Raw genomic sequence first — 15627 nt, 5'->3', positions numbered from 1 at the left:
CGGGGCGAGCGGGCCGGCGGTTCGGCGGGGGCGAGTGGGCCGGCGGTTCGGCGGGGGCGGGCTCCCGGCTCTACGGCTCTACGGCCCTGCCGCCCTGCCGCCCCGCCTCGCCCTACGCGAGCTGACGGGGTGGCGGGCTTGCGGGGCGGTCCCGGTCAGCCGACCGTCAGGACGACCTTGCCGATGTGGCCGGACTCCTCCAGGATCCGGTGGCCCTCGGCGGCCTCCGCCATCGGCAGCGTACGGTCCACGATCGGCCGGACCTGGCCATTCTCGATCAGCGGCCAGACGTGCTCCCGCACGGCGGCGACGATCGCGGCCTTCTCCTCGACGGGCCGGCCGCGCAGCGACGTCGCGGTGACCGCGGCGCGCTTGGCCAGCAGCGCGCCCAGGTTCAGCTCGCCCTTCCGGCCGCCCTGCAGGCCGATGACCGCCAGCCGCCCGTTGGTGGCCAGCGCCCGCACGTTCTGGTCCAGGTACTTCGCGCCGATGATGTCCAGGATGACGTCCGCGCCCCGGCCGTCGGTGGCGTTGCGGATCTCCTCGACGAAGTCCTGCTCGCGGTAGTTGATGAGCACGTCGGCGCCCAGTTCGCGGCAGCTCTCCAGCTTCTCGGCGCTGCCCGCGGTCACCGCGACCCGCGCGCCGACCGCCTTGGCCAGCTGGATCGCCATGGTGCCGATGCCGCTGGACCCGCCGTGCACCAGCAGGGTCTCGCCGGGCCGCAGGTGGGCCACCATGAACACGTTCGACCAGACCGTGCAGGTCACCTCGGGCAGCGCGGCGGCCTGCGTGACGTCGATGCCCTTCGGGAGCGGCAGCAGCTGCCCGGAGGGCACCGCCACCTGTTCGGCGTAACCGCCGCCCGCCAGCAGGGCGCAGACCTCGTCGCCGACCGCCCAGCCGCTCACGCCAGGGCCGACCTCGGTGATCGTGCCGGCGCACTCCAGGCCGGGGTAGGCGGAGGCGCCGGGCGGCGGGTCGTAGAAGCCCTGGCGCTGCATCACATCGGCACGGTTGACGGCGCTGGCCGCGACCCGGACCAGCACCTCGCCCTCGGAAAGTTGCGGCGCGGGCACCTCGGCCCACACCAGGGCCTCGGGTCCGCCGGGTTCGGGAATGGTGATCGCACGCATGGCCGCGAGGCTACTCGCCTCCTCCGTCCGAGGCCGAGGGCGCTCCGGTACGGGACGGACCGGAAGCCGCTGCCGGATTCCTGCGGCGGCCGGATCGCCGTGGCGGCCGGAGGACTGCTGTCGGCGCGGAGGATGCCTGCCATCGCGTCGGAGGCCTGGCGTCGGCGTCTGAAGCCTGGCGTCGGCGCCGGAGGGCTGGCGTCGGCGCCGGAGGGCTGCCTTCGCGCCGGATGCCAGCCGTCGGCGTCAGGGCCTGCCTTCGGTGCCGGGGAGCGGCCTGATGCGCGCGCTCGGGCCGGCGGGGCCCGTGGCGCTCCGCCCCTGTGGCGGAGCGCCATCCGTGCCGGTCAGTCGCCGAGGCCCTGTTCGTCCGCGCGGCGGATCACCCGGTCCTTCTCGTCCGCCCGGCGCATCGGCTTCACTCCGCTGCCCGGCAGCCCCTGCGCGGCCGGGCGGCCCAGGTCCGCGCGGTCCTCGCCGGGCATCGCACGGACGATCGTGATCAGCCGGTCGGCGTGCTGCAGCGGGCTCGCCGCCGGGTCGTCGTACGCCAGCAGCCGGTGGCCGCGCAGTACGGAAACAACCAGGTCACCGGTGTCCCGTACCGACTTGCCGACCTCCGCCTTCACCACCGGGCGCTCGATCAGGTCCAGGCCGCTGCCCTGCTGGATCAGGTCCTCCATGACCGTGCTCGCGCTCGGGCTGTTGACCGACAGGCCCAGCAGCCGGCCCGCCGCGCTCGCTGAGGTGATCACCGAGTCGGCGCCGGACTGCCGCAGCAGCGGGGCGTTCTCCTCCTCCCGCACGGCCGCCACGATCGTCGCCTTCTTGTTCAGCTGACGCGCGGTCAGCGAGACCAGGACGGCGGTGTCGTCGCGCTGCGTGGCGATGATGATCTGCCGGGCGCGCTGCACCTCGGCACGCAGGAGTACGTCGCTGCGCGTGGCGTCGCCGAGCACGCCCGCGAAGCCCTCGGCCACGGCCGAGTCGATCACCTTGGGGCTCGGGTCCACGATGACGATGCGGTCCCGGCCGGCGCCCGTGGCGCGCAGCGTCTGCACGGCCGACCGGCCCTTCGTACCAAAGCCGACGATGACGGTGTGGTCGCGCAAGGCGGTCCTCCAGCGGTTGAGCCGCCACTGTTCACGGGTCCGCTCGGTGAGGACCTCCAGGGTGGTGCCGACCAGGATGATCAGGAACAGGACGCGGAGCGGCGTGATGAGCAGGATGTTCAGCAGCCGTGCGGTGTCTCCGTACGGGACGATGTCGCCGTACCCGGTCGTGGAGAGCGTGACGGTGGCGTAGTAGACGCAGTCGAGGAAGTCGACCGCGTTGTCGGCGTTGTCGTGGTACTCGTCGCGGTCCAGCCAGACGATCAGGACCGTCAGCACCAGCACTATCAACGCCATCAGGAGCCGGCGGATCACCTGGCGCAGCGGGGCCTCGGGCGCACGGCGCGGCAGCTGCACGCGGTGCGAGACGTCCTCGGGGAGCTGCTGGTCACGCGCCGCGGCGTCGTGCATGGGGAGTTTCACGCGTGGCCTCCGTGTGCACCCGTGTCCGGAGCCGCGGCGGTGTCCGATGCCGTGGCGGCGCCGGCGTCCGGTGCCGTGCCAGTGGCCGGGGCCGTGGCAGTGAGCGTTTCCGGTGCCGTGGTCGCCGCGGACCAGGGCAGGTCCAGCAGTACGGCCGGTTCGCCCGCGGCGGCGCCGCCCGGCGGGATCACGGCCAGCGCGCCGGCGGCGGCGATGCCGCGCAGCATGGCGGGACCGTTGAAGTGGAGGGGGAGCGCCACGGCGCCTCCCTTCTCGTCGGTACGGCAGGCCACGGGGACCAGCCGGGTGTCGTGCGGATGCCCCTGCACACCGTCGGCGAGGCACACCCGGCGGGGCTCGGAACGCGTACGGCCGGAGAGCGTACCGAGCAGCGGTTCGGCGAGCGTCAGCAGGCCCGAGACTGCGGCGAGCGGGTTGCCGGGGAGGCCCACCAGGTGGCGTGGAGCGGGTGTTTCACGTGAAACACCGGCGGTGGCCTTCCGGGCGGCGCGCCGGGCGGACCGCCCACGCGGCGCGGTGCCGTCCGCCGGTCCGAGCCGGGCGAGCAGCATCGGGTGGCCGGGGCGTACCTGTACGCCGTCCACGAGCAGTTCGGCCCCGAGGCGGCGCAGCACCGGGTGCACGTGGTCGACCGGTCCCGCCGCCGTCCCGCCGGTCGTGATCACCACGTCCGCCGTGGAGCCGGCGATGGCTTCGTACAACGTCGCCTCGTCGTCCGCGAGATGGCGCGGGCCGATGGTCTCCGCACCCATGGCATGCAGCCACGGCGCGAGCATCGGGCCGAGCGCGTCCCGGATGCGGCCGTCCTGCGGCAGCCCGCCGTGCAGCAACTCGTCGCCCAGGACGAGGATCTCCACCACCGGGCGGCGGTACGACCACAGCTCGTCGTAGCCCGCGGCGGCGGCCAGGCCGAGCACGGCCGGGGTGACCGGGGTGCCGGGCGGCAGGAGCGGGTCGCCGTTGCGGCACTCCTGACCGCGCGGCCGGATGTCCTGGCCGGGCGGCGCGCCGCGCGGCGCGCTCAACAGCAGGCCGCCGTCGGGCTGTTCCGCGGTCTCGCCGTGCTCGGAGCGGAGCACGGCCGAGGCGCCCGGTGGTATCCGCGCCCCGGTGGCGATCGGTACGGCGTGTCCGTCGGGCAGCGGCCGGGCGGGCCCCTGACCGGCGAGGATGCCGGCGGACGCGGCGGGGGCGACGGTACGGGGAGCGGTGAGGCGCCAGGGGCCGGGGCCGGAGACGGCCCAGCCGTCCATCGCCGAGGTGTCGAACGAGGGCAGGTCCGTGAGCGCGGTGAGCGCCCCGGCGAGCACCCGCCCCAGCGCCTCGGGCCCGAGCGGCACGGCGCCGGGCTCCAGCGGCCCGTCCACGGCATCCGCTGCGGCAGCGCGCGCAACGGACCAGGGGGAGTGGGCGGGAGAGCGGGTGCGGGAGGGGGATGGTGGGGACGCATCGGGCCGGGGAGCGCCGGGGCCGGAAGCTCCTGGACGGGAAGCTCCGGGTTGCGCGGCTCCGGGCCGGACTGCCGCCTCGGGGTGGGGAGTACCGGAGGCGGGGGCGCCCGCCCTGGGAGCGCGCGCGGGGGAGGGCTCGGTGGGCTCGCCGGCCCCGGTGGGTTCCGTGGGCTCGGAGCCGTTCGGGGAGTGAGCGGAGGCGGTCGGCGCCGTCCAGTCTTCGGGGAGGAGCGGCCGCGGTTCGGAGCGGGCGGGCCGTGTCGCGGGGGCGGACGGCTGCGATCCGGGATTGGTCGGCCGGGGATCGCGGCCGGTGGACCGCGCTTCAGCGGCAGCCGCCGATCCGGTCTCAGGGCGGGGCTCGTGGCGGCTGTTGCCCCACGGGGCGTGCCACGGGTCGAACCAGGGGCGTTCGGGGGGCCGCTCGTCGGCCCGCTCGCCCGGGTGCGGCTCGGCACCGCGCGACGCGGCACCACGCGACTCGGTGCCGAGCGACTCGGTGCCGCTGGCTGCCGCACCGCGGGAGGCCGCGCCCTCTTGCGCGGCATCCGTCGTCCGGGGCTCGGCGCCCCGGTCCCGGCCGGGCCCCGCGCCCGTCGAACGGGCCGCCGGGTCCGCCGACCTCGCCCGCCCCGCGTTGGCGATGGCGAGCGCGTCGTCGAATTCGCCGGGGTCTCCGGTCGGACCCGGCATCATTCCCCCGCTTCCGCGGCCCAACGGTTCGCCAGCGCCGCCGCGCGCCTGCTGACCTCCGCCACGTCCAGACCCTGCTGGGCGGCGGCGTACCCGACGAGGAACGTCGTCAGCGGGGCGGCCGGCCGGGCCACGCCGTGTGCCGCGTCCCGCGCCAGGTCGAGGAGGACGGCCGTGTCGACATCGAGTTCGATGCCCAGTTCGGCCTTGACTGCAGTGATCCATTCGTCCAACACGTGTCCATGCTCCCTGATGCGGGCGCGCGCCGCGCTGAGGGCCTCCCAGGTGTCGCAGTCGTACGAGGCCGTGGCCGTGTCGTCCCGTACCCGGCGCACCGTCATCTCCGCGAGCAGCGCCCGCAGCGGCAGCCCGGCGAGCCCGCCGTGCGCGGTCCGCAGCGTCTCCAGGGCCCGCCGCAGAGCCGCGGCCCGGTACGCCGCTACGAGCGGCTGGTCCCGCCCGTCCGCGTCGACCAGAAGGGCACCATCGGGCCCGGCCGGCTCGCCCTGTGAGCCCGGTGAGTCCTGTGTGCCCTGTGAGCCCTCGGTGTCCGCCACCGCAGCCAGCAGGGCGTCCACCGTCGTGGTGGTGAGGAAGGGCAGGTCGGCGGAGAGGACCAGCACCGTGCCGGCCGTGGTGTGCCGCAGGCCCGCGTCGAGCGCCGCGACCGGTCCGGCGCCCGGCGGGTCCTCCCGAGTCGTCACCACGGGGCGCATGGTCGGCCGCTCCGGCCCGACCACCACGGTGCGCGCCGCGCCGGGGCAGGCGGCGAGCACCCGGTCCAGCAGGGACCGGCCGCCGACCGCGAGGGCGGGCTTGTCGGCGCCGCCGAGCCGGCGCGCCGCGCCCCCGGCCGGGACGATGGTGTCGTAGTCGGTCGTCACCCTCCGAGTATCACCGGGCCCCGGCGATCAACACCCCACCCGTACCCCGGGTTCGTACCTGCGGTCGCCCGTCACAGCCCCCGCAGCAGAACCGCCGGCTGTTCCACGCAGTCCGCCACGAAGCGCAGGAAGCCGCCCGCGACGCCGCCGTCGCACACCCGGTGGTCGAAGGTGAGCGAGAGCTGTACGACGCTCCGTACGGCCAACTCCCCTTCGTGCACCCACGGCTTGGCGGCTATGCGCCCGACGCCCAGCATCGCTGCCTCGGGGTGGTTGATGATCGGCGTGGAGCCGTCGACCCCGAAGACGCCGTAGTTGTTCAGGGTGAACGTGCCGTGCGTCAGCTCGGCGGGCGCGAGCCGGCCCGCCCGGGCGGTCTCGGTGAGCCGGGCCATCTCCGCGGAGAGGCCCTCCGCCGTGCGGACGTGCGCGTCCCGTACGACCGGCACGACCAGGCCGCGGTCGGTCTGCGCCGCGAAGCCCAGGTGCACCTCGGGGAGCCGGACGATCTCCTGTGCCGCGGTGTCGACGGTGGAGTTCAGCTCCGGGAAGCGCGCGAGGGCCGCCGTGCAGATCCGGGCCAGCAGCGCGAGCAGCGAGACCTTCGGTCCGCCGGACGCGTTCATGGCGCGGCGTACGGCGAGCAGCTCCGTGGCGTCCGCGTCCACCCAGCAGGTCGCCTCCGGTATCTCCCGCCGGCTGCGGCTGAACTTCTCCGCCGCGGCACCGCGCATCCCCTTCAGGGGCAGTCGCTCGGCGCCCTCCGTCGCCGCGGGTCCGGGGCCCGCGGCGACGGCGCCCACCGCCTCGGCCTGCTCCGGTACGCGCAGCTCACGCTCCACGTCGGACCGCAGGATCAGCCCCTCGGGACCGCTCCCCCGCACCGTGCGCAGATCCACACCGTGCTCCCGTGCCAGCCGCCGCACCAGCGGCGATATCACCGGCACGGGCCCGGGCTCACCGGGCTCACGGGCCGCCGCCCGGGGCGAGCCGGCCCGTGCGGCCTCCTCACGTGCCCCATCGGCCCCGTCGGAACCGTCAGAACCAGTGCCCTTGCCGGTACCCGCCCCACGACCTCCGCCCCTGAGCGCCCCGGTCGCCCCTGCCGCCCCTGTCGTCCCCGCTGTGCCGCTCCCCATGCCGCCCGTACCGGCCGGCCGTACCCGTCGCCTCCGCCCGGCCGGGGCGCTCGTCCCGTACCCCACCAGGACGTTCCCCGAGCCCTCGGACTTCTCGGATGCGTCGGACGAATCGACGGCCTTCCGCTGCGGCTCGGCCACGGCGGGCCCGCCGCCGCTGCTCTCCGAGGCGCCCACCGCAACCGTCACCAGGGGCGCGCCCACGGGCAGTTCGTCGCCCTCCGTGCCCATGCGGGCGGTGACGACGCCGCCGTACGGGCACGGCACCTCGACCATCGCCTTGGCCGTCTCGACCTCCACCACCGGCTGGTCGACGGCGACCACCTCGCCCACCTCGACCAGCCAGCGCACGATCGTCGCCTCGGTCAGCCCCTCGCCCAGGTCGGGCAGCGGGAACTCGCGCACCTCGGCCATCACGCACCACTCCCCTCGGGGCCGCCGGCGCCGCGCCCGGCGCCGTCCCCCGTCCAGTCGGACTCCCACTGCAGGCGCGCCACGGCGTCCAGGACACGGTCGACGCCGGGCAGGTGGTGCCGCTCCAGCATCGGCGGCGGATACGGGATGTCGAAGCCGGCGACCCGCAGGACGGGCGCCTCCAGGTGGTGGAAGCAGCGCTCGGTGATCCGGGCGGCGATCTCCCCTCCGGGACCGCCGAAGCCTGTGGACTCGTGGACGACGACGGCACGCCCCGTGCGCCGTACGGAGGCGCACACCGTCTCGTCGTCGAACGGCACGAGGGAACGCAGGTCCAGCACCTCCAGGTCCCAGCCCTCCTCGCGCGCCGCCTCGGCCGCCTCCAGACAGACCGGCAGCGACGGCCCGTACGTGATCAGCGTGGCGCTGCGCCCCGTACGGCGGATCTCCGCGCGGCCTATGGGCGCGACGGGCGTGGGCTCCTCGGGGGACCAGTCGGCCTTGGACCAGTACAGCCGCTTCGGCTCCAGGAAGACCACCGGGTCGTCGGAGGCGATCGCGGCCCGCAGCATGCCGTACGCGTCGGCGACGGTCGCCGGGGCGAGCACCTGGAGGCCGGGCGTGGCCATGTAGTACGCCTCGGAGGAGTCGCTGTGGTGCTCGACGCCGCCGATGCCGCCGCCGTACGGGATGCGGATGGTCAGCGGCATCGGCATCGTGCCCCGCGTGCGGTTGCGCATCCGCGCCACATGGCTGACCAGCTGCTCGAAGGCGGGGTAGGCGAACGCGTCGAACTGCATCTCGACGACGGGCCGCAGGCCGTACATCGCCATGCCGACCGCCGTGCCGAGGATGCCGGCCTCGGCGAGCGCGGTGTCGCTGCAGCGGTCCTCGCCGAATTCGGCGGCGAGGCCGTCGGTGATCCGGAAGACGCCGCCGAGCTGCCCGACGTCCTCCCCCATGATGTGCACGGCCGGGTCCTCGGCCATGGCGTCCCGCAGCGCTCTCGTGAGGGCCTGCGCCATCGTGGCGGGCCTGCGCTCCGTCGCGGTCGTGCCCCCGGCGGCGACTGCCGTGCTCATCAGTGCTCCCCTTCCGCTTCGATCTCGGCCCGCAGCCGGTCCGACTGCTCGCGCAGCTGGCCGGTCGGCGCGGCGTACACATGGGCGAAGAGATCCATCGGGTCCAGCGCCGGGTCGGCGTTCATCCGGGCGCGCAGCGCGCCGGCCATCTCCTCCGCCGCGTCCTTCGTCCCGCTCACGTAGCCGGGCGTCAGCAGGTCGCGCGCGGCCAGCTCGCGCTCCACCAGGGCGATCGGGTCGTGGCCGCGCCACTCCTCGACCTCGGCGTCGCTGCGGTAGCGGGTGGCGTCGTCGGCGTTGGTGTGCGCCTCCATGCGGTACGTCACCGCCTCCACGAGGGTGGGGCCGCCGCCGCGGCGGGCACGTTCGACGGCCTCACCGAGCACCTCGTGCACCGCGGGCGCGTCGTTGCCGTCCACCAGGCGGCCCGGCATGCCGTACCCCACCGCCTTGTGGGCGAGGGAGGGCGCTGCGGTCTGCTTGGCGAGCGGCACGGAGATCGCGAAGCCGTTGTTCTGCACCAGGAAGACGACCGGCGCCTGCCATACGGCCGCGAAGTTCAGCGCCTCGTGGAAGTCGCCCTCGCTGGTCCCGCCGTCGCCGACCATGGCGAGCGCGACGACGTCGTCGCCCTTGAGGCGGGCGGCGTGCGCGAGGCCCACCGCGTGCGGCAGCTGGGTCGCCAGCGGGGTGCACAGCGGCGCCACGCGGTGCTCGTGCGGGTCGTACCCCGTGTGCCAGTCGCCGCGGAGCAGGGTGAGCGCCTGCACGGGGTCCAGGCCGCGGGCGACGGCGGCGAGGGTGTCGCGGTAGCTGGGGAAGAGCCAGTCCCGCTCCTCCAGGGCCAGCGCCGCGGCCACCTCGCAGGCCTCCTGGCCGGTGGAGGAGGGGTAGACGGCGAGGCGGCCCTGGCGGGTGAGGGCGGTGGCCTGGGTGTTGTACCGACGGCCGCTGACCAGCTGCTCGTACAGCCGCTTCAAGAGGGCGGTGTCCACCTTGCCGGCGGCGTCCGTGCCCAGGACCCGGTAGGGCTCCTCGTCGGGCAGGAGGGGCCCGGGGTCGACACGGGGGCGCCAGGCGGGCGGCGGGGCAGGGCGGTCGCCGGTCGCGGTGCTGCCGTGCCTGCTGCTGCCGGGCTGGTCGAGGACCGTCATGGGGGCACCTCCTCGGTTCGAAGGGGGTGGCGCTGTGCGCCTCGTGCGGGGTGGGGACGGGCGGCTGAAGGGAAAACTGCGATGCAGAGGCACCGGCCGGTGGGCCGGATCCCTCCCTACCGATTGTTCGGTTGCCGACACATTTTGGCTACAGGCGGGGGAAGCCTGTGGACAATCGGTTCTGCACAGCCTGGAATGGAGTCAGGACGTCCAAGAAGGGGAGACGGGACGGCATGCCGGACGAACAGATGGTCAATCCCGCCGGACGGCAGCCCGTCCGCGCGCTGGACGCCGTGGACCGCGACATCCTGCGCATGCTCCAGACCGACGGCCGTGCGTCGATACGGTCCGTGGCCGACCGCGTGCACATCTCCCGCGCCAATGCCTACGCGCGGATAAACCGGCTCCTGGACGACGGCGTGATCCGCGGCTTCAGCGCCCGGGTGGACCAGGAACGGGCGGGTCAGGGCGCCTCGGCGTACATCACGCTGAAGATCGTGCAGAACTCCTGGCGCACGGTCCGCGAAGCGCTCCAGGCGCTGCCGGGCGCCGCCCACATCGCACTGGTCAGCGGGGATTTCGATGTCCTGCTGCTGGTCCACACGCAGGACAACCGGGCGCTGCGCGAGCTGGTCCTCACCCGCATCCAGTCGATACCGGAGGTGCTCTCCACCCGCACCCTGCTGGTCTTCGAGGAGACCGACCTCGAACCGGAGGGCTGACCCGCCGGTCGGGGCGTCCGGCGCGGCGGGAGCCGTGCGGGGTCAGGCCTCGTTGCGCAGGCCCGCGAAGGCGGTGCGGACCACGGCGTCGGCGACCTCTTCGCTGCTGGCCGAGCCACCGCGACCCGGCCGGTACCACTCGACGATCGAGTTGATCATGCCGAAGAGCAGCCGCGTCGCCAGCCGGATGTCGGCGTCCGGCCGCAGGTCCCCTTCGGCGGCCGCTGCCTTGAGCAGCTCGGCGACCTCGTTGTCGAAGTCACGGCGGCGCTCCATCGCCCACCGCTCCGTGTCGGTGTTGCCCCGTACCCGCAGCAGCAGCGTCACGTACGGCAGCTCCGCGATCAGCACCTCGACCTCGCGCCGGGTCACGTACTCCAGCCGCTCGATCGCCCGCCCCCGCGTCGCGCCCGGCTCCTGGAGCACGCCGAAGAGGCCGTCCAGCGCCCGGCTTATGGCCCGCCGCAGCAGCTCTTCCTTGCTGCGCACGTGGTGGTAGATGGAGGACTTGGAGATGCCGGCGGCCCGGGAGAGGTGCTCCATGGACGTGCCGTCGTACCCGCGCTCGTTGAACACCTCGACGGCGACCGCGAGCAGCGAATCGGGCGTGTAGGTGTCGCGCTTGGCCATGGTCATGATTACAGCAGCTTTCCGGACGGGGCCGCGCAGCGGACCGGGGAGCGGGACGGAACGGCGGCCGGCGGGGGAGCGGCGGGGCCCCGACACCGCCATGGTGACCGGCGCGTCCGCGGAGTTTTCCACAGACTTTCCAAGCCCCCTTGCCCCGACCGATCGTTCGGTTACTCTAGCTCCGTTGCCTGTCCGCTCCCAGCCTGATCGACGAGGAGTTGGTTCCCCGATGGCCGCCGACCCGACCACCACGCAGCTGATCGAGAAACACCGCCCCACGCTCGACAAGGCGCTGGAGACCATCCGCAGCCGCGCGTACTGGTCCCCGCACCCGGAGCACCCCAAGGCGTACGGCGAGAATGCCGCGCCCGAGGGCCAGGCCGCCTTCGACGCCCTCCGCGGCACCCGCTTCGAGCTGGACCAGCCCGGCACCGACGGCTGGACCGGCCAGGAGATCTCGCCGTACGGCATCGAGCTGGGCATCTCCTACCCGCATCCCGACCCCGACGTCCTGCTGCCCGCCATGCGCGCGGCGATGCCGGCCTGGCGGGACGCCGGACCCGAGGCCCGCGCCGCGGTGTGCCTGGAGATCCTCGCCCGCATCAGCGCCCGCACCCACGAGTTCGCGCACGCGGTGATGCACACCAGCGGCCAGGCGTTCATGATGGCGTTCCAGGCCGGCGGGCCGCACGCCCAGGATCGCGGCCTGGAGGCGGTGGCGTACGCCTACGCCGAGCAGACCCGCACCCCCGGCGAGGCCCCGTGGTCCAAGCCGCAGGGCAAGCGCGACCCGCTGGAGCTCAGCAAGACCTTCCAGGCCGTCCCGCGCGGCGTCGCCCTGATGATCGGCTGCAACACCTTCCCCACGTGGAACGGCTACCCGGGCCTCTTCGCCTCCCTGGCCACCGGCAATGCGGTGCTGGTCAAGCCGCATCCGCGGGCCGTCCTGCCGCTCGCCCTCACCGTCCGCGCAGCCCGCGAGGTGCTCGCCGAGGCCGGCTTCGACCCGAATCTCGTCGCGCTCGCCGTGGACCGCCCCGACGAGGGCCTGGCCAAGGTCCTCGCGCTGCGCCCCGAGGTCCGCGTCATCGACTACACCGGCTCCACCGAGTTCGGCGACTGGCTGGAGGAGAACGCCCGCCAGGCCCAGGTGTTCACGGAGAAGGCCGGCGTCAATACCGTCGTCATCGACTCCACGGACGACTACAAGGGCATGCTCGGCAACCTGGCGTTCTCGCTGTCCCTCTACAGCGGCCAGATGTGCACCACGCCGCAGAACCTCCTCATCCCGCGGGACGGCATCACCACGGACGCCGGGCGCAAGTCGTACGACGAGGTCGTCGAGGACCTCGCGGGGGCCGTGCAGAAGCTGCTGGGCGACGACGCCCGGGCCAACGCCCTGCTCGGCGCGATCGTGAACCCCCAGGTCACCGCGCGCATCACGGCCGCCCCGGAGCTCGGCGAGGTCGCGCTGCCCTCCCGCGAGGTGACGCACCCCGACTTCCCCGGCGCCACGGTCCGCACGCCCGTCGTGGTCAAGGCGGACGGCGAGCGGAAGCAGTGGGAGAGCGCGGACGCCGAGCCGCCCTTCCTCTCCGAGTGCTTCGGCCCGGTCTCCTTCGCCGTCGCGGTGGACTCCACGCCGGAGGGCGTGGAGCTGCTGCGCCGTACGCTGCGCGACAAGGGCGCCATGACTGTCGGCGCGTACACCACCTCTTCCGAGGTGGAGCGGCTGGTCGAGGAGGCCTGCCTGGAGGAGTGCGCGCAGCTGTCGCTGAATCTCACGGGCGGGGTGTACGTCAACCAGACCGCGGCGTTCTCCGACTTCCACGGCTCCGGCGGCAACCCGGCGGCGAACGCCGCGCTGTGCGACGCGGCGTTCGTGGCCAACCGGTTCCGGACGGTGGAGGTGCGCCGACAGGCCTGACCCGCGGCCCTACGCGGGGCCTTCGATGCGGGCGTGGCGGCCGATCCAGGCGTGCATGGCGATGGCGGCCGCCGCCCCCGCGTTGATCGAACGGGTCGAGCCGAACTGCGCGATCGAGCAGACCATCGCGGCGTGTGCCCGGGCGTCCTCCGTGAGGCCCGGCCCTTCCTGCCCGAAGAGCAGTACGCAGCGCCGGGGCAGTTCCGTGGTCTCCAGCGGCACGGCGCCGGGGAGGTTGTCGATCCCGATGATCGGCAGGTCCTCGGCGGCCGCCCAGGCGGTGAGGTCGGCGGTGTCGGGGTGATGGCGTACGTGCTGGTAGCGGTCGGTCACCATCGCGCCCCGCCGGTTCCAGCGCCGCCGGCCGACGATGTGGATCTCCTTGGCCAGGAAGGCGTTGGCTGTCCGTACGACCGAGCCGATGTTGAAGTCGTGGCCCCAGTTCTCCACCGCCACATGGAAGTCATGACGGCGGGTGTCCAGGTCGGCGACGATCGCCTCGCGGGTCCAGTAGCGGTACTGGTCGACGACGTTGCGCCGGTCGCCGTGCGCGAGCAGCTCCGGATCGTACCGCTCGTCCCGCGGCCAGGGCTCCGGGTGCGGCCCCACACCGACGACCGTCGCGAACCCCTCGTCGTACTGCACGGGCTCGGCGGTCCGCGCGGACTCGTCGGGGAGGATCGTCGCCGGGCCCGTGGTGCGCGGGCCGGAGGTCTCCCGGCCGCTGCCGGTGGTGCCCTGACCGCTGCCGGGGGCGGTGTTCTCGCTGCTCACCCCACGAGCGTATGGCCACCGCCGGACTCCCGCGTACGAGCCCCCGGCCCGTCGGCCGGCTCCGGCCCGGACTCCGGCGCCGCGGGCGCGGACCGCGGGGCGCTGCCCGGGAGCAGCCGGGCGCGGAGGGCCGAAGCGCGCGCCCCCAGCCACCGCAGGAAGTTCGTCGGCAGGAAGACCGCGTCCGCCGCCACCATCGCGAGGGAGAAGAACGGCAGTCCGAGGAGCACCGCGATCGACAGGTGCTCCAGGATCATGGCCACCAGCAGCACGTTCTTCAGGCGCCGGTTGAAGAGCGTGAAGGGGAACGCGACCTGCACGATCACCGTGCCGTAGGTGATCAGCATGATGAGCAGCCCGCTGCCCGCGAGCACCGCGGACAGCTCGGGCCACGGCGAGAAGTAGTCCAGGTGCATCGGGTAGAAGACCGCGGTGCCGTCCTGCCAGCGGCCGCCCTGGATCTTGTACCAGCCGGCCGTGGCGTAGATCAGGCAGACCTCGACCACGATGACCAGCAGCGCGCCGTTGTGCGCGAGGTCGGCGACGGTGTTCAGGACCGCACGCGGCTCCCCCGGCGCGTAGCGCCGCACCCACCACCACGCGCCGTGCGCCAGCCACAGCGCCCACAGCGTCAGGCCCCAGCCCACGTGCGGGAACGGCCCGTCGCCCGTCCATTCCAGCCCGTACAGTCCCGCCAGCTGGGCGAGCGCGAGGACCAGTCCGAGGACCGACCACAGCACGATGCCGGTGATGTCCCGGCCGGGCACGTCCCCGGTGCCCGCCGCTGCCGCCCGCCGCGCGCGCCGGGCGTCCAGCGACCAGACCTGCCCGCACCGGGTCAGGACCAGGTACATCGACATCAGGTGGATGACGTTGTCGCCGCCGTCCCCGAGGAAGATGCTGCGGTTCTGCAGCGACAGCACGCCGATCATGAACAGCACCGACATGGTGCGGGTGCGCCAGCCGACCATCAGCAGCGCGCTGGAGAGCATCGCCAACGCGTACACCAGCTCGAACCAGCCGCGCCCGTCGGACCAGACCAGCACCGAGAACGCCCCGTTGCTGCCGAGCAGCCGGCGGGCCATGTCCAGGCTGAACGCCCCGTCCGGCCCGTAGAGCTCATGGCGGTTCGGCCACTCGCGCAGCAGGAACAGCAGCCAGGTCATGGCGAAGCCGATACGGATCACCGCGGACTGGTACGGGGCGAACGGGCCGGCCGTGACCCGGGCGAACCCGCGGCCGATCACCCGCTCTATCCAGGTGTCGCGTACGACGTAGTCCTGCTCGTCGGCGCTCCCGCGCTCCGTGGCATGGGTGGTCACTGGTTGCTCGCCCCCTCGGGCAGGTCGTCGACGGTGACCGGCCACCAGGGCAGCACGCGGTACGCGGGCTTGGTGCTGATCTTCTCCGCGCTCCACGGCGGCGGGCTCACCGGCGTCGTCACCGACCGGAACTCCACCCGGTCGACCGTGCCGCCGGCCGCCGTCCACTGCTCACCGAGGCGGCCCATCGCGATCCGCCGCAGATAGCGCTCGGAGAGCTCACCGCGGAGGCCGGTGGCGCGGTTCCGCTCGTCGTGCGAGCCGACGAAGGACTCCCAGGCGCGGCGCAGTTGATTCTGCTGCGTGTGGCTGGGGAAGAGGTTGTGGTGGATGGCCCGGCCGTCGCGCGCCGACAGGTCGGTCCAGCCGGTCGTACGGGCGCTGCCGCCGTCCCCGGGGCGTATCTCCGCGCGGACCTGCACGGAGACGTTCTGCTGCAGCGGGTTGGGCGCGAACAGCTTCCAGTTCTGCTCGTACTCCGGGTAGACGTAGTCGCCGACCGCCGCGCCGTGCGCCTTGGTGAGCGTGTTGGACGGGGCGACGTGCAGGAACATCATCGCGATGTGGACCAGCGCGGCGACCGCGATCCCGCCCGCGGCGGTCGCCAGCACGATCCGCGAGGGCAGTGAGAGCGCGGACGCCGGTGGTGTCTCTGGTGGTCGCGATTCCTCCGCGTATGACTGCATTCCTGCCCCGTTTCCCGGTCCTCTGCGGGCTGTCCCGCCACGGAACCGTACCCAGGA

The 15627-nt window shown here is 73.9% G+C and carries 12 protein-coding genes and 1 pseudogene; 2 read left to right on the top strand and 11 right to left on the bottom strand.

The window, feature by feature from the left end:
- Positions 1-155: 155 nt before the first annotated feature.
- The 7 genes and pseudogenes from ACZ6WH_RS21610 to pdhA all read right to left on the bottom strand — a co-directional run bounded on the left by ACZ6WH_RS21610 (position 156) and on the right by pdhA (position 9509).
- Positions 156-1136: an NAD(P)H-quinone oxidoreductase gene (locus tag ACZ6WH_RS21610; protein ID WP_469729948.1), complete on the bottom strand. Its 981-nt coding sequence runs from the start codon at positions 1134-1136 to the stop codon at positions 156-158.
- Positions 1137-1483: 347 nt separating this feature from the next.
- Positions 1484-2671: a potassium channel family protein gene (locus tag ACZ6WH_RS21605; RefSeq protein WP_432856764.1), complete on the bottom strand. Its 1188-nt coding sequence runs from the start codon at positions 2669-2671 to the stop codon at positions 1484-1486.
- Positions 2668-4434 (bottom strand): annotated as a pseudogene (locus ACZ6WH_RS21600) (molybdopterin molybdotransferase MoeA); the annotation flags it as partial. The gene ACZ6WH_RS21605 and the pseudogene ACZ6WH_RS21600, both read right to left, overlap by 4 nt.
- 401 nt (positions 4435-4835) lie before the next feature.
- Positions 4836-5720 (bottom strand): DUF6457 domain-containing protein, encoded by an 885-nt coding sequence (locus tag ACZ6WH_RS21595; protein WP_469729947.1) that lies wholly within the window; start codon positions 5718-5720, stop codon positions 4836-4838.
- Between the two features lie 71 nt (positions 5721-5791).
- A complete protein-coding gene (locus ACZ6WH_RS21590) occupies positions 5792-7273 on the bottom strand; it encodes a dihydrolipoamide acetyltransferase family protein (RefSeq protein ID WP_469729946.1) in 1482 nt (493 codons plus the stop codon).
- A complete protein-coding gene (locus tag ACZ6WH_RS21585) occupies positions 7273-8355 on the bottom strand; it encodes an alpha-ketoacid dehydrogenase subunit beta (protein WP_469729945.1) in 1083 nt (360 codons plus the stop codon). The genes ACZ6WH_RS21590 and ACZ6WH_RS21585 overlap by 1 nt, the downstream gene beginning before the upstream one ends.
- Positions 8355-9509: a pyruvate dehydrogenase (acetyl-transferring) E1 component subunit alpha gene (pdhA, locus tag ACZ6WH_RS21580; RefSeq protein WP_432856779.1), complete on the bottom strand. Its 1155-nt coding sequence runs from the start codon at positions 9507-9509 to the stop codon at positions 8355-8357. The genes ACZ6WH_RS21585 and pdhA overlap by 1 nt, the downstream gene beginning before the upstream one ends.
- A 233-nt stretch (positions 9510-9742) precedes the next feature.
- On the opposite strand from pdhA, the gene ACZ6WH_RS21575 reads away from it, so the two are divergent.
- Positions 9743-10231: an Lrp/AsnC family transcriptional regulator gene (locus ACZ6WH_RS21575; protein ID WP_361553471.1), complete on the top strand. Its 489-nt coding sequence runs from the start codon at positions 9743-9745 to the stop codon at positions 10229-10231.
- A gap of 42 nt (positions 10232-10273) precedes the next feature.
- Here the strand turns inward: ACZ6WH_RS21575 and ACZ6WH_RS21570 are convergent, their stop codons facing one another.
- Complete coding sequence (locus ACZ6WH_RS21570) at positions 10274-10867, bottom strand: TetR/AcrR family transcriptional regulator (protein WP_432856785.1); 594 nt, start codon at positions 10865-10867, stop codon at positions 10274-10276.
- Positions 10868-11090: 223 nt separating this feature from the next.
- Between ACZ6WH_RS21570 and paaN the strand changes: the two genes are divergently transcribed.
- Positions 11091-12788: a phenylacetic acid degradation protein PaaN gene (gene paaN, locus ACZ6WH_RS21565; protein WP_469729944.1), complete on the top strand. Its 1698-nt coding sequence runs from the start codon at positions 11091-11093 to the stop codon at positions 12786-12788.
- Between the two features lie 9 nt (positions 12789-12797).
- Here the strand turns inward: paaN and ACZ6WH_RS21560 are convergent, their stop codons facing one another.
- From ACZ6WH_RS21560 to ACZ6WH_RS21550, 3 genes are all read right to left on the bottom strand, one after another.
- A complete protein-coding gene (locus ACZ6WH_RS21560; protein ID WP_362212646.1) occupies positions 12798-13469 on the bottom strand; it encodes a TrmH family RNA methyltransferase in 672 nt (223 codons plus the stop codon).
- Between the two features lie 89 nt (positions 13470-13558).
- Positions 13559-14884 carry an HTTM domain-containing protein gene (locus ACZ6WH_RS21555; protein ID WP_469729943.1) on the bottom strand — a complete coding sequence of 442 codons (1326 nt, stop codon included), beginning with the start codon at positions 14882-14884 and terminating at the stop codon, positions 13559-13561.
- Positions 14881-15570, bottom strand: a complete 690-nt coding sequence (locus ACZ6WH_RS21550; protein ID WP_432856791.1) for a DUF5819 family protein — start codon at positions 15568-15570, stop codon at positions 14881-14883. Before ACZ6WH_RS21550 ends, ACZ6WH_RS21555 begins: the two co-directional genes overlap by 4 nt.
- Positions 15571-15627 lie beyond the last annotated feature (57 nt).

It is taken from the genome of Streptomyces sp. NPDC050806, from assembly GCF_055586425.1.
Note: the sequence above shows the minus strand (reverse complement) of the source record. Positions and strands in the feature narration are given on the sequence as shown.

Bases quoted from the DNA above. Each gene is read 5' to 3' on its own strand.
- ACZ6WH_RS21610 (WP_469729948.1), bottom strand. From the start codon at position 1,136: ATGCGTGCGATCACCATTCCCGAACCCGGCGGACCCGAGGCCCTGGTG.
- ACZ6WH_RS21590 (WP_469729946.1), bottom strand. From the start codon at position 7,273: ATGGCCGAGGTGCGCGAGTTCCCGCTGCCCGACCTGGGCGAGGGGCTG.
- ACZ6WH_RS21585 (WP_469729945.1), bottom strand. From the start codon at position 8,355: ATGAGCACGGCAGTCGCCGCCGGGGGCACGACCGCGACGGAGCGCAGG.
- pdhA (WP_432856779.1), bottom strand. From the start codon at position 9,509: ATGACGGTCCTCGACCAGCCCGGCAGCAGCAGGCACGGCAGCACCGCG.
- ACZ6WH_RS21575 (WP_361553471.1), top strand. From the start codon at position 9,743: ATGCCGGACGAACAGATGGTCAATCCCGCCGGACGGCAGCCCGTCCGC.
- ACZ6WH_RS21570 (WP_432856785.1), bottom strand. From the start codon at position 10,867: ATGACCATGGCCAAGCGCGACACCTACACGCCCGATTCGCTGCTCGCG.
- paaN (WP_469729944.1), top strand. From the start codon at position 11,091: ATGGCCGCCGACCCGACCACCACGCAGCTGATCGAGAAACACCGCCCC.
- ACZ6WH_RS21550 (WP_432856791.1), bottom strand. From the start codon at position 15,570: ATGCAGTCATACGCGGAGGAATCGCGACCACCAGAGACACCACCGGCG.